The sequence below is a fragment of the Brevundimonas goettingensis genome (assembly GCF_017487405.1).
In the GTDB taxonomy this organism is placed as follows: Bacteria; Pseudomonadota; Alphaproteobacteria; order Caulobacterales; family Caulobacteraceae; genus Brevundimonas; species Brevundimonas goettingensis.
This window is the reverse complement of sequence record NZ_CP062222.1, coordinates 2,657,416-2,676,628: the sequence shown is the minus strand read 5'-3', so window position 1 is coordinate 2,676,628 and position 19,213 is coordinate 2,657,416. Positions and strand designations below refer to the sequence as shown.

Annotated in this window: 19 protein-coding genes; 6 read left to right on the top strand and 13 right to left on the bottom strand. The window is 68.1% G+C overall.

Annotation, left to right across the window (positions count from 1 at the left end; translation table 11 throughout):
- Positions 1-21: 21 nt before the first annotated feature.
- Entirely contained in the window at positions 22-990 is a 969-nt protein-coding gene (locus tag IFJ75_RS12990; protein ID WP_207868609.1) for an aldo/keto reductase, read from the top strand.
- Positions 991-994: 4 nt separating this feature from the next.
- Here IFJ75_RS12990 and trxB read toward each other — a convergent pair whose 3' ends face one another.
- Positions 995-2,002 carry a thioredoxin-disulfide reductase gene (gene trxB, locus IFJ75_RS12985; RefSeq protein ID WP_207868608.1) on the bottom strand — a complete coding sequence of 336 codons (1,008 nt, stop codon included), beginning with the start codon at positions 2,000-2,002 and terminating at the stop codon, positions 995-997.
- A 69-nt stretch (positions 2,003-2,071) separates the two neighbouring features.
- Here trxB and IFJ75_RS12980 point away from each other — a divergent pair, with 69 nt between their 5' ends.
- Positions 2,072-2,410, top strand: a complete 339-nt coding sequence (locus tag IFJ75_RS12980) for a hypothetical protein (RefSeq protein ID WP_207868607.1) — start codon at positions 2,072-2,074, stop codon at positions 2,408-2,410.
- Positions 2,411-2,434: 24 nt separating this feature from the next.
- Here IFJ75_RS12980 and IFJ75_RS12975 read toward each other — a convergent pair whose 3' ends face one another.
- The 7 genes from IFJ75_RS12975 to IFJ75_RS12945 all read right to left on the bottom strand — a co-directional run bounded on the left by IFJ75_RS12975 (position 2,435) and on the right by IFJ75_RS12945 (position 8,843).
- Positions 2,435-3,406 (bottom strand): mitochondrial fission ELM1 family protein, encoded by a 972-nt coding sequence (locus tag IFJ75_RS12975; RefSeq protein WP_225896813.1) that lies wholly within the window; start codon positions 3,404-3,406, stop codon positions 2,435-2,437.
- An 8-nt stretch (positions 3,407-3,414) separates the two neighbouring features.
- Positions 3,415-3,888, bottom strand: coding sequence for a transcription elongation factor GreA (greA, locus tag IFJ75_RS12970; protein ID WP_207868605.1), 474 nt, complete (start codon positions 3,886-3,888; stop codon positions 3,415-3,417).
- Between the two features lie 163 nt (positions 3,889-4,051).
- Positions 4,052-4,252 (bottom strand): hypothetical protein, encoded by a 201-nt coding sequence (locus IFJ75_RS12965; protein ID WP_207868604.1) that lies wholly within the window; start codon positions 4,250-4,252, stop codon positions 4,052-4,054.
- Positions 4,253-4,332: 80 nt separating this feature from the next.
- Entirely contained in the window at positions 4,333-4,998 is a 666-nt protein-coding gene (locus tag IFJ75_RS12960) for a glutathione S-transferase (RefSeq protein ID WP_207868603.1), read from the bottom strand.
- A gap of 81 nt (positions 4,999-5,079) precedes the next feature.
- Complete coding sequence (locus IFJ75_RS12955; protein ID WP_207868602.1) at positions 5,080-5,298, bottom strand: cysteine protease; 219 nt, start codon at positions 5,296-5,298, stop codon at positions 5,080-5,082.
- An 84-nt stretch (positions 5,299-5,382) separates the two neighbouring features.
- The gene (locus IFJ75_RS12950; protein ID WP_207868601.1) at positions 5,383-6,717 is read right to left on the bottom strand and encodes an amidohydrolase; all 1,335 of its coding nucleotides are present in this window, start codon (positions 6,715-6,717) and stop codon (positions 5,383-5,385) included.
- Complete coding sequence (locus IFJ75_RS12945; protein ID WP_207868600.1) at positions 6,717-8,843, bottom strand: discoidin domain-containing protein; 2,127 nt, start codon at positions 8,841-8,843, stop codon at positions 6,717-6,719. The genes IFJ75_RS12950 and IFJ75_RS12945 overlap by 1 nt, the downstream gene beginning before the upstream one ends.
- Before the next feature lie 91 nt (positions 8,844-8,934).
- Between IFJ75_RS12945 and IFJ75_RS12940 the strand changes: the two genes are divergently transcribed.
- Genes IFJ75_RS12940 through mnmH form a run of 3 tightly spaced genes read left to right on the top strand, consistent with a single transcriptional unit; the run spans position 8,935 to position 12,280 of the window.
- The gene (locus IFJ75_RS12940; RefSeq protein ID WP_207868599.1) at positions 8,935-10,227 is read left to right on the top strand and encodes a dicarboxylate/amino acid:cation symporter; all 1,293 of its coding nucleotides are present in this window, start codon (positions 8,935-8,937) and stop codon (positions 10,225-10,227) included.
- Positions 10,227-11,273, top strand: coding sequence for a selenide, water dikinase SelD (selD, locus tag IFJ75_RS12935; protein ID WP_207868598.1), 1,047 nt, complete (start codon positions 10,227-10,229; stop codon positions 11,271-11,273). The genes IFJ75_RS12940 and selD overlap by 1 nt, the downstream gene beginning before the upstream one ends.
- A complete protein-coding gene (gene mnmH / locus IFJ75_RS12930) occupies positions 11,270-12,280 on the top strand; it encodes a tRNA 2-selenouridine(34) synthase MnmH (RefSeq protein WP_225896812.1) in 1,011 nt (336 codons plus the stop codon). The genes selD and mnmH overlap by 4 nt, the downstream gene beginning before the upstream one ends.
- Positions 12,281-12,292: 12 nt before the next feature.
- Here mnmH and arr read toward each other — a convergent pair whose 3' ends face one another.
- The 5 genes from arr to IFJ75_RS12905 all read right to left on the bottom strand — a co-directional run bounded on the left by arr (position 12,293) and on the right by IFJ75_RS12905 (position 18,506).
- Positions 12,293-12,706 (bottom strand): NAD(+)--rifampin ADP-ribosyltransferase, encoded by a 414-nt coding sequence (gene arr, locus IFJ75_RS12925; protein WP_207868596.1) that lies wholly within the window; start codon positions 12,704-12,706, stop codon positions 12,293-12,295.
- 24 nt (positions 12,707-12,730) lie between these two features.
- A complete protein-coding gene (gene carB / locus IFJ75_RS12920) occupies positions 12,731-16,027 on the bottom strand; it encodes a carbamoyl-phosphate synthase large subunit (protein WP_207868595.1) in 3,297 nt (1,098 codons plus the stop codon).
- 20 nt (positions 16,028-16,047) lie between these two features.
- Entirely contained in the window at positions 16,048-16,350 is a 303-nt protein-coding gene (locus IFJ75_RS12915) for a hypothetical protein (protein WP_207868594.1), read from the bottom strand.
- A gap of 431 nt (positions 16,351-16,781) precedes the next feature.
- The gene (locus tag IFJ75_RS12910) at positions 16,782-17,477 is read right to left on the bottom strand and encodes an HAD family hydrolase (protein WP_207868593.1); all 696 of its coding nucleotides are present in this window, start codon (positions 17,475-17,477) and stop codon (positions 16,782-16,784) included.
- A 42-nt stretch (positions 17,478-17,519) separates the two neighbouring features.
- Positions 17,520-18,506, bottom strand: a complete 987-nt coding sequence (locus IFJ75_RS12905) for an acyl-CoA thioester hydrolase/BAAT C-terminal domain-containing protein (RefSeq protein ID WP_207868592.1) — start codon at positions 18,504-18,506, stop codon at positions 17,520-17,522.
- Between the two features lie 153 nt (positions 18,507-18,659).
- Here IFJ75_RS12905 and IFJ75_RS12900 point away from each other — a divergent pair, with 153 nt between their 5' ends.
- Positions 18,660-19,121: a DUF805 domain-containing protein gene (locus IFJ75_RS12900; protein ID WP_207868591.1), complete on the top strand. Its 462-nt coding sequence runs from the start codon at positions 18,660-18,662 to the stop codon at positions 19,119-19,121.
- Positions 19,122-19,213 lie beyond the last annotated feature (92 nt).

The following is a 19,213-nucleotide window of genomic DNA, read 5'->3' as shown; positions in this document are numbered from 1 at the left end:
CCCCCGATACGGAGCCTTCCCATGCAAAGACGTCCTCTCGGCAAGAGCGGTCTTGAAACCGCGCCCCTGATCTTCGGCGGCAACGTCTTCGGCTGGACCATCGACAAGGACAGGTCGTTCGTTCTGCTCGACGCCTTCGTCGACGCCGGCTTCAACGCCATCGACACCGCTGACGTCTATTCGCGTTGGGTCCCGGGCAATGCGGGCGGCGAGAGCGAGACCATCATCGGCGAATGGCTCAAGGCGCGCGGCAAGCGCGACGACGTCCTGATCCTGACCAAGGTCGGCTCGTCCATGGGCCAGAACGGCGACGACGCCCGCAACGACCTCTCGGGCAGATGGATCGAAAAGGCAGTGGACGCCAGCCTGAAGCGGCTGAAGACCGACTATATCGACCTCTATCAATCGCACTGGATGGACAAGGTCACCCCGACCGAGGAGACCCTGCGCGCCTACGAGGGTCTGATACAGTCCGGCAAGGTCCGCGCCATCGGCGCTTCGAATCACGACGTGGCGAAGCTGGAGGAGGCGGCCGCCCTGGCCTCGGAGAAGGGGCTGCCGCGCTACGAGACGCTGCAACCGCACTACAATCTCTACAGCCGCTCGACCTTCGAGGGCGAGCTGCAGGACTATGCGGTGGCGGAGAACCTTGGCGTGATCACCTATTTCAGCCTCGAGAGCGGCTTCCTCAGCGGGAAATACAAGACCGCCGACGACCTCAAATCCGCCAGCCGAGGCGGGGCGCTGAAGGACCATTTCAACGAACGCGGCGTGCGCATTCTGGCGGTGCTGGACGGCGTGGCCCAGAGGCTTGAGGTCACGCCGGCGCAGGTGTCGCTGGCGTGGTTGCTGAGCCGTCCGGGCGTGACGGCGCCCATCGTCAGCGCGACCTCTCTGGAGCAGTTGAACGACACCCTGAAGGCCGCGACGCTCGAGGTCCCGCAGGACGCGCTGGAAGAGCTGACGGAGGCGAGCGCCTACGACCTCTAGGCGCCTACCACACCCCGATCTTCTCGGCCTCGTGGTGGCTTATCGGGTTGTGGGCCTTGGCGTGGTCTTCCTCGGCGAGGAAGCGAACGGCGTCGAGCGCGGCCATACAGCCCATGCCCGCAGCGGTCACGGCCTGGCGGTAGATGTCATCGGTGACGTCGCCGGCGGCGTAGACGCCCTCGATATTGGTCGCCGTAGAGCCGGGCTTCACGACCAAATAGCCGCCGGCCTTGGTCTCCAGCTGGCCCTGGAACAGTTCCGACGAGGGGGCGTGACCGATGGCGATGAAGACGCCGTCGGCGTCGACGACCTGGGTCTCGCCCGTCTTGATGTTCAGCAGCCGGGCGCCGGTGACGTTCGACGCCACGCCGTCAGTCTGGCCGAGGATTTCCTCGACCGCATGGTCCCAGATGACCTCGATCTTGGGATTGGCCAGCAGACGGTCCTGCAGGATTTTTTCGGCGCGGAACTCGTTCTTGCGATGGATGACCGTGACCTTGGCCGCGAAATTGGTCAGGAACAGCGCCTCTTCCACAGCCGTGTTGCCGCCGCCGACGACGATCACCTGTTTGCCGCGATAGAAGAAGCCGTCGCAGGTGGCGCAGGCCGAGACGCCGAAGCCCTGGTATTTCTGCTCGCTTTCCAGACCCAGCCATTTGGCCTGGGCGCCGGTCGAGATGATCACCGTCTCGGCCAGCATCTCGGCGCCCGAATCCAGCTTCAGCCGGAAGGGGCGCGACGACAGGTCGGCGCTGACGACGATATCCTCGATGATCTCGGTTCCGACGTGCTCGGCCTGGGCCTTCATCTGCTCCATCAACCAGGGCCCCTGGATGACCTCGGCGAAGCCGGGATAGTTCTCGACATCGGTGGTGATGGTCAGTTGGCCGCCGGGCTGGATGCCGGCGATGATCACCGGATTGAGCAGGGCGCGGGCGGCATAGATGGCGGCGGTCCAGCCGGCGGGGCCGGATCCGATGATGGCGAGGCGGACTTTGCGAGGTTCGGTCATGATGGCCTATGTAAGCGCTGATTCCGTTTCGCGCGATGGCGCGGCGGTCAAATCCACAGGAGCCAGGGCATGCCCAACCGCAGTTTTCTGGGCGTCGGCGTCCTGATCGGCCTCATCGTCGGGGCCATGGTCGGGATGTGGACCGGGCATCTGGCCTTCGGCATCATCGGCGGGGTGCTCGCGGGCGTCGCCCTGGCTCTCGTGATCGACTGGCTGGCGACCCTCAAGCCGGGGCAGGGCCGCGATGGCGGCGGCTCGGGCGACGGCGTCTTTCAGGGCGATTTCTCCAGTTCTCGCCACACCGATCATGGCCATCACGGGCACGGGCACGGTCATCACGGCCACAGTCACGGCGGCCATGACGGCGGTTCGGACGGCGGCGGGGACGGTGGCGGCGGCGGCGATTGACGCCCGATCACGGGTTCGGGCGGATCAGCGGGTCCGCATGGCCTCGAGCACGGCCTTCGCCGCCCGGTCGGTCTCGGCCAGGGGCGGATAGTTCCAGTCCTCCAGCGTGCCGTCGAACGGCCGCGTCGCGCCGTGGGCCTCTAGGTCAGCATGCAGCCGCGCGAACTTGCCTGCGGGCTTCAGCGCGCCCATCGGCAGAATGTGGACCGGTTTGCCCGTCGAGGCGGCCTCGGCGGCCATGTTGGCGCTGTCCTCGGTAACCAGGATGTGGTCGGCGGCGTTCAGGAAGGCGAAGAAGGGGTTCGGCCCCTCGCTATCCCAGATCAGACCAGACAGGGCCGACAGCCGCGCTGTCATCGCCGCCTTCGCCGCCTCGGGCGTGCGGCGCGAGAAGGTCAGCATCAGGGAGCCGTTCGCCGCCGTGATGGCGCCCGCGATCCGGTCGGCCAGATCGGCCGCATGGGCCTCGGTCAGGTCAAACGCCTTGGACTTTCCGCCTATCAGCACCGCGACGCGGGGATGGGGCAGAGGATCTATTTCGGCGGCGAAGGCGGGGGCGGCGTCGGCGATCCGCTGCGGGGTGATCCGGTGGGGCGAACCGACGATCTCGAACACCGTATCGCCCGACAGCCCGTCGTGGGCCGGAGCCACCACCATGTCGAAGCGCGCGGGCGACAGGCGCGGGTCCTGGGTCTGGACCACGAAGGTCTTGCCGCCCGAGCGGCGGCGCACCGCCAGCGACAGGGGGAGGGTGGCGCGGCCCGTGGCGATCCACAGGTCGGGCCAGGCTTCGTGTTCAGCGGGGAAGGGGACGTCGGACGCCGGGTCCAGCATGGCCGGAAGCTTCAACGCCGACGGCAGCCTGTCGAAGGCCGGACGCCAGCGGATGCGTTTGGTGGTGATTTCGGCAGCGGTCAGGCGCTGGATCGCCTCGGCGAGGCCCAGCGCCTGATTCTCGATTCCTGCACGGCCGTCAGAGACGACCCAGATCCGCAAGGGGTGGGTTACTTCCACTCGACCTTGAGGATTTCATAGGCCTTCACGCCCCCGGGCGTGTTGACCTCGACCACGTCGCCGATCTCCTTGGAGATCATGGCGCGGGCGATCGGCGAGGAGATGCTGATCTTGCCCTTCTTCACGTCGGCCTCGTGTTCGCCGACGATCTGGTAGCGGCCTTCTTCCTCGGTGTCCTCGTCGACCACGGTGACCGTGGCTCCGAATTTCACCTGAGAGCCCGAAAGCTTGGTCACGTCGATGACCTGGGCGCGGCTGATCTTGTCCTCGATCTCGGCGATCGAGCCTTCGATCCAGCCCTGGCGCTCCTTGGCGGCGTGATATTCGGCGTTTTCCGACAGGTCGCCGTGTTCACGGGCCTCGGAAATGGCCGCGATGACGCTGGGCCGTTCCACCGACTTCAATTGCTTGAGCTGCTCGTCGAGGGTGCGGTAGCCCTCGGCCGTCATCGGCACTTTTTCCATATGAATCAGGAGTTTCTTTTTCGCCCGGAAATCCGGAGGGAGGACAGTGAGAGAGAATGCGGTGTGGGCTGCAGTCGCTGGGCGCGCGCGACCGGCCAAAGAGATTAGGGCGCCTGACGTCGAAACTCAAGTCGCCGCGGCGACCCTCGTTATGCCGCAGGGGTCAGGCGGTCGGGGTCGCGTTCCGCTCGCTCCGGTGCAGGAGCATGCGCTTGGCGATCGTATAGACCAACCAAGCCAGGGCGCATGCCCCGATCAGGGCGAATACCGAGGAGATGATCGCCGCGCCAGCCGAGATGAAGGCGATGACGAAGGCGATGGCGGCCAAAAGGCCGGTGACGATCTGAACGGTCTGGATCTGCATAGGCCGGTTAACGCCTCCGCGCCGAGGCGGTTGCGGTGCGGTTCCGATCACTTCTCCCGCACGGCCTTGTGACCCCGTTTTCAGGCGTAGGCGTACGGCCCGCCGCGCTCCAGCGCCCGCTGATAGGCCGGGCGGCTGTGGATCCGCTCCAGGAAGGCGCGGCAATGCGGCTTGTCCTGACCAAAGGGCGCGCGCGCCGAACAGGCCTCCAGCGGGAAGCTCATCATGATGTCGGCGGCGGTGAACTGGTCGCCCGCGAACCAGGCGGCCTTGGACAGCTCGCCTTCCCAATAGGCGCTGTGGGCCGCGATCTGCGGGTCGATGAAGCTGGACTGGGCCTTGCCGGAGATGGCGTTCACCAAGGGACGAACGAGACCGGGCGAGCGTTTGGGCAGGGCGCCGAACACCAGTTTGAGCAGCAGGGGCGTCATGGCCGAGCCTTCGGCATAGTGCAGCCAGTAGGTCACGCGCCGCGCCGCCTCGCTGCCGGCCGGCGGGGTCAGGGCGTTGCCGGGATGGGAAGCCAGGATCTGTTCGATGATGGCGCCGGTCTCGGCGGTGACGACGCCGTTCTCCTCGATCACCGGGGACTTGCCGAGCGGGTGGATGGCGCGCAGCTCGGGCGGGGCCAGCATGGTCGCGGCGCTCCGCTCATAGCGCTTGACCTCATAGGGCGCGCCCAGCTCCTCCAGCAGCCACAGGACGCGCTGGGAGCGGGAGTTGTTCAGGTGATGGACGGTGATCATGGCGCGTTTTCCCGGCGGAGTGACCGCTGTTTTCAGCACACTAGGCCGGTTGACGCCGGGGAGGGCAAGGGGCTTGCGCGGTCAGACGCGTCGACCGCTCCAGCGGGTGCGGCTCTGCGGCCGGGCGCCGGCGGGGCCACCCCGCGCACCCCGCGACACCGTCTTGTTCCGGTGCTGCTGGAACAGCTCGAACGCCAGGGTGGCGAGGGCCAGCTTGCCTGCATGACGGCCGGCGAACCGGCGTCCGCCCTTCGACAAAAGCAGGCCGCCAACGACGGTGGCGATACGGGACAGGGCCATGACATTCACTCCGGTTGCCCGGATCAAACGGCCCTGACCGGTATCGGTTCAGGCCCGTATCGCTTCAGAGGCTGTGGCGGAGGGTCACGTCTTCGCCAGCAGGGCCAGGGCCGCGACGGTCATGGCCTCGACGCCGGTGGTGACCGAGGGCTTGGCGTCGATCTTGAACAGGGGCGAGTGGTGGCCGGCGGCGGTCTCGACCTCGGCCGCCGGGGTGCCGCCGACATCGAAATAGACGCCCTTCACCCCGCTCTCGGGGGTGACGAAATAGGCGAAGTCCTCGGCGCCCATGCCGGCGCGGGGTTCGTCGTTCAGGACGTTCGGCCCCATGGCGGCGGCGATGGCGTCGCGGACGCGCTGGGCGGTGGGTCCGTCGTTGATGGTGGCCGGCGTCGTCTCCAGCGTCGAGCGGGTGACGGTGGGCAGCAGGTTCTCGGGCACACCCAGCGCCTCGGCCGTGCCGCGCGACACCCGGTCGATACCGTCCAGCAGCAGGGTGCGGACCTCGGGACTGTCGGCGCGGACCGTCAACTGCATGTCGACCCGGTCGGAGATGATGTTGTTCTTGATGCCGCCGTGGATCGACCCGACCGTGACCACCGCCCCTTCCAGCGGATTGACGGTGCGGCTGCGCAGGCTCTGCAGGTTCATCACGATGGACGAGGCGACCAGGATCGGATCGACGCCCAGGTGCGGATAGGCGCCGTGGGTCCCGACGCCGTGAACCACAATCTCCACCCCGTCAGAGCTGGATGAATGGATGCCCAGCGGCACCGAGACCTGGCCCTCGGCCATCTGGGCGTCGACGTGGAAGGCCAGGGCGTAGTCGGGCTTGGGGAAGCGGGAATACAGGCCGTCATTGACCATGGCCCGGGCCCCGAAGATTCGCTCCTCGGCCGGCTGGGCGATCAGGATCAGGGTGCCGGACCAGTCGTCCTTGCGGTCCATCAACTGGCGCGCCGTGCCGACCAGAGCGGTGATGTGCACATCATGGCCGCAGGCGTGCATGACCGGCTTTTCCTTGCCGTCGGAATCGACCTGACGGGCGGTCGAGGCGTTGGGCAGGCCCGAGGCCTCCTGCAGCGGCAGGCCGTCCATGTCGGCGCGGATCAGAACGGTGGGGCCCTCGCCGTTGCGCAGCACCGCGACCACGCCCGTACCGCCGACGCCGGTGGTGACCTCATAGCCGAGGCCGGTCAGCAGTTCCGCCATCCGGGCCGAGGTGCGGGTCTCCATGCCCGACAGTTCGGGGTTGCGGTGGAAGTCGTCGAAGACGGCGGCCAGCCGGGCGTCATAGTCCGCAAGGATCGACTGCTTGAGCGCGCTGTCCGGCGCGGCCGGAGCCGCCGTCTGGGCGCTCGCCGCGCTTCCGGCGGCCAGGAGCAGGAGGGCCGCGGTCGTCGGGATCAGTGCGCGCATCAGTCGTCCTTGGGTTTGGGAGCGTCGGAGGGAGAAGCAGGCGGGGTCGTCGCGGGGGCCGTCGTCGGTGTCGTCGTCGGGGCGGCGGCGGCCCCGGTCGCGGGCAGGGGGGCGCCGGTCACCGGCGGGGCGCCGCTGATGTAGACGGGCGGGATCCGGGTCACGACCGTGCCGGTCGCCGGCGGAGGGCCCGGATCGCCGGGTTGCGGCAGGCCGGTCACCGGCGGATCGGGCTCGCGCACCGTGCCCGCCGCGCCGGGCACGTCGAGCACGACGCTCAGCGGCGAGACGCCGGTGTCGCCGAAGGCCTCGACGGCGAAGGCGTAGTCCACCCCGGCGTTCAGCGCCCGGATCTCGACCGAGCCGCCGCGCGCCGCCAGGTCGTCGGCCCAGACCTGATAGGTCGAGTGCAGCCTGTCGCGCTTCACGCCCCAGCGGATGTTGTAGCCCAGGATGCGGCCGCCGGTCGGATTGGGGACCGCGTCGAAGGTGACGATGGCGTTCCTCTGATCCTCGCCGCGCTTGACCGTCAGATTGGCCGGAGCGGCCGGAGCCGGGCCGGTCGCCGTGCCGAAGACGCGCAGGTCGGCGATGGCCAGATGGGCGCCCGGCGCCTCGCCATGCTCATAGCGGATATAGCGGGCGCGGACCGGCCGCTCGCCCTGGACATAGGCGTTGGGGCTGTCGCGCTCGGCGTTCATCCGGCTGGCGAAGGTCGACCAGTCCTCGCCGTCGGCCGACCACAGGATGCGGAACCGGGTCCTCAGGCCCGGCAGTTCGGAGAAGATGCCCGCCTTGTAGTCTGCGAAATTGACCTGAACCGCCTGCACCGTCTTCAGCGCGCCGAGGTCGAGAGTCAGGGTCTGGCCGGCATTGGTGTTGGCCGCGACCCAGAAGGTGCGCGGATCCTCGTCCGTGGCGCGGTCGGCGGCGAAGTCGTCCAGCGTCGAGGAGGCGGTCGCCCTGGCGCGATAGGACAGGGGCATCCAGCCGGTGAACAGGCTGTCGGGGTCGGTGACCGGCCCATCCGGCGCCCGCTGGGGGAAGTCGCCGAAGCGGCTGGAGAACCACATCTGGCCGTCCGGATGCATGCCGCCGGGATAGAGGGCGATGCGCCGCTCGAAGCTCCAGTTCAGTCCCACCCAGGACGTACCCGCGTTCCACAGATTGCCGTAGCGGTCCGCGAAGGTCGCGCCCTGGCCCGCGCCACTGACGAAGCCGCCGGGCTTGTAGCTGATCGGGCTCCAGGGCGCGTATTCGAAAGGCCCGAGCGGCGAGGCGCCCGTATAGAGGCCGGTGGCGGAGGCGTTGTACCCCGTCCCCGGCGCGGCGTACTGGAGGTAATATCGCCCGCCGATCATCGTCATCGCGGCGCCTTCCAGGAAGGGGCGGACCGGGGTTCCGTCAGGCAGGCCGCCGGAATGATCCTGGCCGAACCGCTCCCAGCCGTGACGGTCGGGATCGAGGGTGAGGAGGGGGCGCGGGGTGTCGATCCACTCCATCGGCGACACCGGATTGATCTCCGAGCCGAACAGGGGCGCGCTGTCGGACGAGCCCCAGTAGACGTACCATTTGCCGTCGTCGTCGATGAACAGGTCGGGGGCCCAGGGACCGGCGGGAATCTGGCCCGCCGACGGTGTCTGTCCCTTGGCCACGGCGCCCGGGATCGGTGGCATCACCCGGGTCAGATAGTCCCAAACGGCGCGGGTCGGATCGATGCTGACCAGCATCGGCTTCGGCTCGGTCGAGGACTGCATCAGATACAGACCGTCGTCGTCCGAGACGGCGGCGGGCGCGACCCCGGCGCCGAAGGGCCAGCGGTCGGGCGTCACATAGGTCCAGTCGAGCAGATTGCGCGAGGTCCAGTAGCCGTCGCCCCCGGTCTGGAACAGGTAATAGCGGTCGCGGTGCAGGACGATCGTCGGGTCGCCGCCGGTGCGGTAGCTGATGCCTTCGTGCGTCTGCTCGAAACTGTATTTGTAGTCGAGATCGACAGGGTTGGCCCAGGTCCGGCCCGTCGGCGCGGCGTCGGCGGTTCCTGCGGTTTGCGCCATCGCCCCGCGCGCGAGCGCGCTTCCCGAAATCAGGGCGGCGACGGCGGCGATAACGACGGTCGAAAGGCGCATTTCTGAACCCTACCATGAGCTTGGCCGCGCGAAAGACCCCGAACAACCGTCGGCGGGTGGCTTCCCGTCGCGGGAGTGCTAAGCCTGTCGAATGAGCTCATCGCGCCTCCGCACCCTTTTCACCTCCCTCAGCCTCTGGGTGGTCGTCGCCCTCGTGCTCGGACTGGCCGTCGGCGCCCTGTCCCAGGGCTCCGGGGTCGAGCGGATCGTCACCGCCATCGAGCCCCTGGGCGGGGTCTGGCTGAACGCGCTCCGGATCACCGTCATCCCCCTGGTCTTCGCCATGCTGGTGACCGGGATCGTCTCCATCGCAGATGCGGCCTCGACCGGGCGGCTGGCGGCCAAGGCGCTGCTTGTGTTCACGATCATGCTGGTGGGCGCGACCGTCTACGCCATCGTCGCCGGCCTCGGCCTGCTCAACCTGTGGCCCATCGACCCCGAGGCGGGCCGCGCCCTTCTGGCGGGCATTCCCGCCGACACGGCCGCGACCGTCGGCGAGGCGGCGCGCACCGACGGGCTGCAGGCCTTCCTGAACAGCCTGGCTCCCTCCAACCTGATCAAGGCCGCGGCCGAGGACGGGGTCTTGGGCGTCGTGGTCTTCGCCATCGCCTTCGGCTTCGCCGCGACCCGGCTTGAGAGCCGTCTGCGCCAGCCGCTTTCGGCCTTCTTCGAGGCCACGGCCGAGGCCATGGTGGTCATCGTCCACTGGGTGCTGCTGGCCGCGCCCTTCGGGGTCTTCGCACTCGCGCTTGGCGTCGGCCTGCGCGCCGGCGTCGGGGCGGCGGGGGTGCTGGGCCACTACATCGCCATCGTCTGCCTGAGCCAGATCGGGGTGATCATCCTGGTCTATCTGGGCGTCCTCGCCTTCGGGCGGATCGGTCTGCGTCGGTTCGCGGGGGCCGTCGCCCCGGCCCAGGTCGTGGCCTTCTCGACCCAGTCGTCGCTGGCCAGCCTGCCGGTGATGGTCGAGCGGGCCCGCGATACGCTGGGCGTCTCCTCGGCCTCCGCCGGTCTGGTCCTGCCGCTGGCCGTCGCCGTCTTTCGCCTGACCAGCCCGGTCGCCAATCTGGCCGTCTGCCTCTATGTGGCCCAGCTGTACGGGGTGCATCTCAGCCTCGGCGCCCTGGTCGCCGGCGGGCTGACCGCCATCGCCGTCTCGGTCGCCTCCGTCGGCCTGCCCGGTCAGGTCAGCTTCTTCGCCGCCATCGGCCCCATCTGCCTGGCCATGGGCCTGCCCATCGGCGTCCTGCCCCTGCTGCTGGCGGTCGAGGTCGTGCCCGACATCTTCCGCACCATCGGCAACGTCACCGCCGACCTCGGCGCCACCCGCATCGTCGCCGGCCGCGACGAGGCCGACGACCGCGAGGCGGGCGAGGGGATCTGATGTCTCTCCCGGAACCGCGCCTGACCTCGCTCGCCCACGGAGGCGGGTGCGGTTGCAAGATCGCGCCGGGCGTCCTGGCCGAGATGCTGAAATCCATGCCGGTGGCGGCGCCGTTCGCTGACCTGATGGTCGGTACCGAGAGTTCGGACGACGCGGCGGTCTGGCGACTGAACGACCATCAGGCCCTGGTCGCCACTACCGACTTCTTCATGCCTGTTGTCGACGACCCTTTCGACTTCGGCCGGATCGCGGCGACCAACGCCCTGTCGGACGTCTATGCCATGGGCGGGACCCCCATCTTCGCCCTCGCGCTTGTCGGGATGCCGGTCAACGTCCTGTCGGTCGAGACCATCGGCAAGGTTCTGCAGGGCGGGGCGGCGGTCTGCGCGGCGGCGGGCGTGCCGATCGCGGGCGGCCATTCGATCGACAGCGTGGAGCCGATCTATGGCCTGGTCGCCCTGGGGCTGGTCCATCCCGACAGGGTCCTGACAAACCGGGGGGCTCGGCCGGGGGATTATCTGATCCTGACAAAGCCGCTGGGCGTGGGCGTGCTCAGCGCAGCCTACAAGCAGGGGCGGCTGGAGGCAGAGGGCTATGCTGCGATGATCGCCTCGACGACCCGGCTGAATACCGTCGGCGCCCGGTTGGCCGGGATGGACGGCGTTCATGCCATGACGGACGTCACCGGCTTCGGCCTCATGGGCCACGCCCTCGAGATGGCGCGCGGGTCGGGGGCGTCCATCGACCTCTGGCCTGACGCGCCTGCACTCCTGCCGGGTGTGGTCGATCTCATCAGGGCCGGCGTGCGCACCGGGGCGTCGATGCGCAACTGGGCCGCCTACGGCGCGGACGTGGAGTTGCCCGAGGGCTATGAGGACTGGCGTCGCGACCTCATGACGGACCCCCAGACCTCCGGCGGCCTGCTGATCGCCGTCGGGGCCGATGACTTCGAAGCGGTGATCGAATGCGTGCGGGCCGACGGCTTCGATCAGGCTGCGGTGGTCGGCCAGGTGGCGGCGGGCCCCGCCCGTGTGCGCATCCTTTGATCCAGCGCACGGTCGATCTCGGCCCCGCCGACCTGGCGGCCTATTCGGCGATCCTCGACGTCCGCAGCCCGTCGGAGTTCGCGCTCGACCATCTGCCGGGCGCGATCAACCTGCCGGTGCTGGACGACGCCGAGCGCGCCGAGGTTGGGACCGAATATGTACAGGGTTCCAAATTCCTCGCCCGCCGTCGCGGCGCGGCCCTGGTGGCACGCAACATCGCCCGGCATCTGGAAGGCCCGCTGTCGGCTTTCGACGGAAGCTTCCGGCCATTGATCTACTGCTGGCGCGGCGGCCAGAGGTCGGGAGCGATGGCGACCATTCTGGATCAGGTCGGCTGGGGCGTGACCGTGGTATACGGCGGCTACCAGACCTGGCGGCGGCAGGTGGTGCGGGCGCTATATGAGACCTCGCTGCGGTGCCGGCTGACCCTGATTGACGGCCCCACGGGAGCGGGCAAGACCGAGCTGCTGGCCCGGCTGTCGGCCGACGGCGTCCAGACGCTGGATCTGGAATTTCTGGCCGGGCATCGCGGCTCCCTGTTCGGCGCGTTCGGCCCCCAGCCGTCGCAGAAGCTGTTCGAGACCCGATTGTACGCCGCGCTCGCCGATGTGGACCCTGCCCGGCCGGTGGTCGTCGAGGCGGAGAGCAGCCGCATCGGCGCCGTCACCCTGCCGCCCTCGCTGTGGACCGCGATGCAGGCCGCGCCCTCGTTCCTGCTGGACCCGCCTCCGGAGCGCCGTGTCGCGCGAATCCTGACGGACTACGCCGACCTCGCCGCCGATGCCGGGCGGCTGGACGCCATCCTCAGCCGCCTGGCACGCCACCTCTCGAAAGCGACCGTCAGCCGCTGGCGCGACCTCGCCGCCGCCGGCGACCTTGAGACCCTCGTGGGCGAGCTGATCGATCAGCACTACGACCCGGCGTATCGGCGCGCCGTGCGCCCGACGACCGCGGCGGTCGAGGCCGATGTTCTGACGCGGATTCGAAGTCTCTCGGCGGGACTTTGACCGCGTCCCGTCTCAGTCGATCGCCTCGATCCCCTCGGCCTTGAGCCGGGCGATGTGGGCCTTCATGGCGGCGAGCTGTTCCGGCGGATGCGGAGTCCAGTCGGTGATCTCGCCGACGATCCGCAAGGGCTGGCGCGAGCGGTAGGACCGCGTCGGATTGCCGGGGAATTTCTTGTCGGTCAGGTTCGGGTCGTCGGTCCAGTCGCCGGTCGGCTCCACGACATAGATACGCTGACGGCCGTCGCCGGCCGCCAGTTCGGCGCCCCAGATCGCGGCCTCCAGCGTGCCCGAGAAATAAATCCACGATCCGGCCTGACCCGAGCCGTAGTTCGAGCTCCAGCCGACGGCCAGTTCGTCGTCGACGCCGAGATCGGCGCGCGTGCCGTGATAGAAGGGGCCCTTCTCGTCCGGCACGGCGTCGGTCATTGGAACATCTCCCTGATCGGTCGATCAGTAGGCCTGGATCGCCTTCACATCCAGTTCGCCGGCCTTGATGGCCCCGATGGCCTGTGACGCGGCGAGCGCCCCGGCGGCGGTGGTGTAATAGGGGATCTTCATCATCAGGGCGGTGCGGCGCAGGCTGAAGCTGTCCTGCAGGGCCTGTTTGCCGTCGGTGGTGTTGAAGACCAGCTGGACCTCGCCGTTCTTCATCGCATCGACGATGTTCGGGCGGCCTTCCAGCACCTTCTTGACCGGGGTCACGGCCAGGCCCTGCTCGGCGAGCCAGGTCGCCGTGCCGCCCGTCGCGATGATCTTGAACCCTTGCGAGATCAAGGCCGCGACGGCCTCGGTGATGAAGGGCTTGTCGTCGTCCTTGACCGACACGAAGGCGCAGCCCGCCGTCGGCAGGGTGGTGCCGCCGCCGATCTGGGATTTGGCGAAGGCGCGGGCGAAGGCGGGGGCCATGTCGGCCTCGCCTTCGCGTTTCCAGTCCAGACCCATGACCTCGCCGGTCGAACGCATTTCGGGCCCCAGGATGATGTCGACCCCGGCGAAGCGGGCGAACGGGAAGACCGCTTCCTTGACCGCGATATGGTCATAGGGCTTGTCGGTCAGGCCGAAGGACTTGAGCGGGACCCCGGCCATCACCTTGGCGGCGATGGCGGCGACGGGCAGGCCGATGGTCTTGGCCACGAACGGCGCGGTGCGCGAGGCGCGCGGGTTCACTTCCAGCACGAAGATGCGCGGGTTCTCGGAGTGCGGCTCCTCGATCGCGAACTGGACGTTCATCAGGCCGCGCACCTTGAGCGCCCGGGCCATGGCCTCGGTCTGGCGCTTCAGCTCGGCGACGACGGCCGGCGACAGCGACCACGGCGGCATCGAACAGGCGCTGTCGCCCGAGTGGACGCCGGCTTCCTCGATATGCTCCAGAACGCCCGCGACGAAGACGGTCTCGTCGTCGCACAGGGCATCGACGTCCACCTCGGTGGCGCGGTTCAGATAGTGGTCGATCAGGACGGGATCATTGCCCGAGACGCGCATGGCCTCGCCGACGTAGCGGTCCAGACCCTCGCGGTCGTGAACGATCATCATGCCGCGTCCGCCCAGCACATAGGAGGGGCGCAGCACGACCGGATAGCCGACGCGGTCGGCCTCGGCGGCGGCTTCCTCGTGCGAGCGGGCCAGGCCGTTCGGCGGCTGCTTCAGGCCGATGTCGTTCAGCATCTGCTGGAAGCGCTCGCGGTCCTCGGCCAGGTCGATCGAGTCGAGCGTCGTGCCCAGGATCGGCACCCCGTCGGCGTGCAGGGCATGGGCCAGCTTCAGCGGGGTCTGGCCGCCGAACTGGACGACGCAGCCGATCAGCTCGCCCTTCGACCGTTCGACCTCGATCAGCTCCAGCACGTCCTCGGCCGTCAGCGGCTCGAAATACAGGCGGTCGGAGGTGTCGTAGTCGGTGGAGACCGTCTCGGGGTTGCAGTTGACCATGATCGACTCGACGCCGATGTCGGCGAAGGCGAACGCCGCGTGGCAGCAGCAGTAGTCGAACTCGATGCCCTGACCGATCCGGTTCGGACCGCCGCCAAGAATGATCGCCTTGCGCTTGTCCGACGGCTCGGCTTCGCACTCGGGAATCTGGCCCAGGGCGCCGGTCTCATAGGTCGAATACATATAGGCGGTCGCCGAGGCGAATTCGGCGGCGCAGGTGTCGATGCGCTTGAACACCGGGCGGACCGACAGGTCGCGGCGCGCCGTGCGAACGTCGGCTTCGCTCTGGCCGGTCAGCTGGCCGAGGCGGGCGTCGGAGAAGCCCTTGGCCTTCAGCTTGCGGAAGTCGGCGGCGTCGGTCGGCAGGCCCTTGACCCTGACGTGACCCTCCTCGCGCACGATGTCGGCGATCTGGCGCAGGAACCAGGGCTCGTAGGAACAGGCGGCGTGGACCTCCTCGACCGTCAGGCCGTGGCGGAAGGCCTGGGCGATGACGCGAATACGGTCGGGCGTCGGTTGGCCCAGGGCGCGCACGACGGCGGCGCGGATCGAGCCTTCATCGCCCAGGGCGTCGGCGCCCTCGATCTCGATCTCGTCGAAGCCGGACAGGCCGGTCTCGAGGCCGCGCAGCGCCTTTTGCATCGATTCCTGGAAGGTCCGGCCGATGGCCATGACCTCGCCGACCGACTTCATCGAGGTGCCGAGCAGGGGCTCCGAGCCCGGATATTTCTCAAAGGCGAAGCGCGGGATCTTGGTGACGACATAGTCGATCGAGGGCTCGAACGAGGCCGGCGTCACCTGGGTGATGTCGTTCTGCAGCTCGTCCAGGGTGTAGCCCACGGCCAGACGGGCCGCGACCTTGGCGATCGGGAAGCCGGTGGCCTTGGACGCCAGGGCGGAGGACCGCGACACGCGCGGGTTCATCTCGATCACGACCATGCGGCCGTCGGCCGGGTTGATCGCCCACTGGACGTTCGAACCGCCGGTCTCGACCCCGATCTCGCGCAGGACATTGATCGAGCCCGTGCGCATGCGCTGGTACTCTTTGTCGGTCAGGGTCAGGGCGGGGGCGACCGTGATCGAGTCGCCCGTGTGCACGCCCATCGGATCGACGTTCTCGATCGAGCAGATGATGATGCAGTTGTCCGCCGTGTCGCGGACGACCTCCATCTCGTATTCCTTCCAGCCGAGGACGCTCTCCTCGATCAGGACCTCGGTCGTCGGCGACAGGTCGAGGCCGCGCAGGACGATCTCCTCGAACTCCTCGCGGTTGAAGGCGATACCGCCGCCGGTGCCGGCGAGCGTGAACGACGGACGGATGACGGCGGGCAGGCCGACGAACTCCAGACCGTCCAGCGCCTCTTCCATCGTGTGGGCGGCCTTGGAGCGGGGGCTTTCCAGACCCAGCTTGTCCATGGCGTCGCGGAATTTCTGGCGGTCCTCGGCCTTGTCGATGACCTCGGCCTTCGCGCCGATCATCTCGACATTGTATTTCTTGAGCGCGCCCGAGGCGTCCAGCGCCAGGGCGGTGTTCAGCGCCGTCTGGCCGCCCATGGTGGGCAGCAGGGCGTCGGGCCGTTCCTTGGCGATGATCTTCTCGACCATCTCCGGTGTGATCGGCTCGATATAGGTCGCGTCCGCCAGCTCCGGATCGGTCATGATCGTGGCGGGGTTGGAGTTGACCAGGATGACGCGATAGCCCTCTGCCTTCAGCGCCTTGCAGGCCTGGACGCCGGAATAGTCGAACTCGCACGCCTGGCCGATGACGATGGGGCCGGCGCCGATGATCAGGATCGACTGGATGTCTGTACGCTTGGGCATCTGGGCCTCTTGGTCTTGAACTAGTGGGTCACGACCGCGCACTCCCAGCCGTCATAGTCGAGCTGGAAGGCCGCGGCCCAGGATTGCATCATGGCGGAGATGGGGGCGAAGGCCTCCTCGTCCACCGGTATGGTCGTTTCGAGGACAGTCATCTCGTCCTGTCCGCGCGTAATGAAGCCTGCGCGGCGGGCGACCTCGTTCAGGTCGTCGTGGTCGCCTTCGCCGTAGAAGTAGAACAGGGTGTGGCGCGGCGTGACGCCCGTGTCGCCATGCGTGGCGAGAGCGGCGCGGACGGCGGCGTCTTTCTCGTCATGCTCGGACATGGGGCGGTCTCGCGCGAACGACCGGCGTCGCGTGGATTCGCGGCCGGGGGCGTTCAGGTTGTCGGTTAAGCGGCCCGTCTAAAGACGGGGGGGGGGGGCAACCCTCTATTGTCGACGGCGTGGTTTACGTCCGGGCCCCGCGGGAATGTCGGCCGCCGACAGTGCATCACAGGCGCAAAAACACAAAATAAATACAGTGGCTTGGCGAAATGTGAGGCGTCTCGACCTGGCGCCGTCTAAACAACGGTTACACTCTTCGACAAGGATAGCGCGTGACCGCGTTCCAATCCGCCTGTGGCGGCGTCGATTTCGCATAATCTGGCAGTGTCGATTATGGTGGAGAAGCTAAGTCTTTGATCAAGAAGGTGATCGTTGGCAGTGTTTGGCAGTCTGTCAGTGCGTTTACTGACACTCACACCTCACGCCTGAGGTCAGGCCCGCTCTGCAATCCAGGCCGGAAGCGCCGCGATAGTCTCCAGCGCGCCATAGCGGTGATGGCCCTCCGGCGCGTCGGCCAGTTCGTGGGCCCAGGTGACGTGATAGGGGATGTGGACGGCGAAGGCGCCCGCCTCCAGCGCCGGCAGGACGTCGGACTTCATGGAGTTGCCGGCCATGACGGCCTCGGCCGGGCCGGTGCCGTGGCGGGCGAAGACGCGGTCATAGGTGCCGCGATCCTTCTCCGAGACGATTTCCACCGCCGCGAACAGTTCGCCGAGGCCCGAGGCGGCGACCTTGCGCTCCTGATCCATCAGGTCGCCCTTGGTGATCAGGACCAGCCGATACTTCTCCGACAGGGCGGCCAGGGCCTCGGTGACCCCGGGCAGGGTCTCGACCGGGTGGGCCAGCATCTCGCGTCCGGCGGCCAGGATCTCGCGCACCACCTCGGGCGGGGCGCCGCCGTCGCACAGCTCCATCGCCGTCTCGATCATCGACAGGGTGAAACCCTTCACCCCGTAGCCGTAGAGGCGAAGATTGCGGCGCTCGACTTCGGCCAGCCGGGTCTCGATGGTTTCGAGGTCGCCGTGGTCGTCCAGCAGGTCGACGAACCGGGCATGCGTCAGGCGGAAGATGGTCTCGTTGTGCCAGAGGGTGTCATCGGCATCGAGGCCTACGGTCGTGATGGTCATGTGGCGGGTCCTAGGCCCGGGACCCGCCACACTTCAAGAGCTTCAGGGATTTAGCGCGGTCCTGAGGAAGGCCAGCACGCGGGGCCAGCCGTCGGCGCGGGCGGCGACCAGTCCGGGAACCGTGCCGCCGAGGTAGGTGGCGCGCTCCAGCCCGGGCGCGTCGGCCGCCACGGGGATGCCGAAGGCGGCGTGGCCGGCGTCGGGATAGGCGATGCTGACGACCGGCCAAGCGAACTGATGGTCGTTGAGCCGCTCCTCGACCTCGGCGGCCATGCGTGAGGAGGGCCACAGGCTGTCGGCCTGGCCGGAGATCATCATCACCGGGCCGTGGATGTTCTCGACCGGGATGCGCGCCTCGGCCGGCGCGGCGGTCAGGCTGTCGTTGTAGAGGTTGAACACCCCGGTGAAGCCCTTGGAGAGGTCGTAGTGGACATAGGGCAGGGGCTGGCCGTTCGCGGTCCAGGACGAACCGACCGGCCCGCCGGCCATGTCGATCCCGGCCCAGACCACGCTGGACGGCACGCCCACGACGACGGCGCCGATCCGGGGCTCGCGGCTGGCGATCAGCAGGGCCAGTTCGGCGCCCTTGGAGATGCCCATGATGGCGATCGGGCCGCGAATGTCGGTCCGGGCCTTGAGCCAGGCCAGGGCGCGGCCGACCGGCTCGATCGGGACCTGATCCAGCTTCGCCTGCTGACCGGGTTCGCCGAAATAGGAGACGGCGATGGCCGCGAAGCCCTCATCCGCCAGATGCCGCGCCAGACCGCGCGACCCGCTGAGCCCGCCCTCCGACCCGCCCAGAACGATCACCGCGCCGGCAGAGGCCCGCGATGCGGCGACGGGCGCGAAGTATTCGGCGACCAGACCCTCCTCGCGGATGACCTGGGTCGCCAGACGCACCGCGGGGGCGGCGGCCTGCTGCGTGGCGGGAGGCGTCTGGGCCGCGGCCACCGTTCCGGTCGGGACGAAGGCCCCGAACAGGACGGCGGAGGCGCTGACAAAGGACGCGACGGGCAAGGCGTTTGGCATTTCAATCTCCATCTATGAAGAACTTTGAAACACAAAGTATGTAGCGGGTCAAGCCGCCCTCCAAGGTTACGGCGACTTCACTGGCAGTTTGGCCGACCCGTGTTAGCGTCCTGCGAGACGGCGGCTGCCGTCGGATCGAGACCGGAGACCCCGATGAAGGATTTCTTGAAGGCCTACAGCCGCTATGCCCAGTTCGAGGGCCGGTCTGATCGCAAGGAGTTCTGGTACTATGTGATCTTCTATCTGGTGGTCAGCGGCATCCTCGGGGTGGTAGACGAGACCCTGTTTGGCGGGCGAATGATCGACCTGAGTGGCCACTATTGGGGCCACGACGCCTGGACCTGGAGCTGGAACTCGGGTTGGGGTTCGGGTTGGAACTGGAGCCTCCACGACGATGGGCCGCTGACGTCGATCTTCAGCCTGATCTCCCTGATCCCGTCGATCTCGGTCAGCGTCCGGCGGCTGCACGACACCAACCGGTCCGGCTGGTATTTCCTGTTCTGGTTGCTCCCGATCGTCGGCTGGATCTTCCTGCTGATCTGGTATTCCCAGAGGGGCGATCCGGTCTCCAACGCCTATGGCGAGCCGCCGGTCGGCAGCCAGCTGGAGCTCTGACGAACCCTTCGGTCCGGCCTGGCGTTGACCCTGAGGGCGCGTCTCTGTATCGACGCCGCCGTTTGCTCGCCGGGATTCGGTGCTAAGGAACG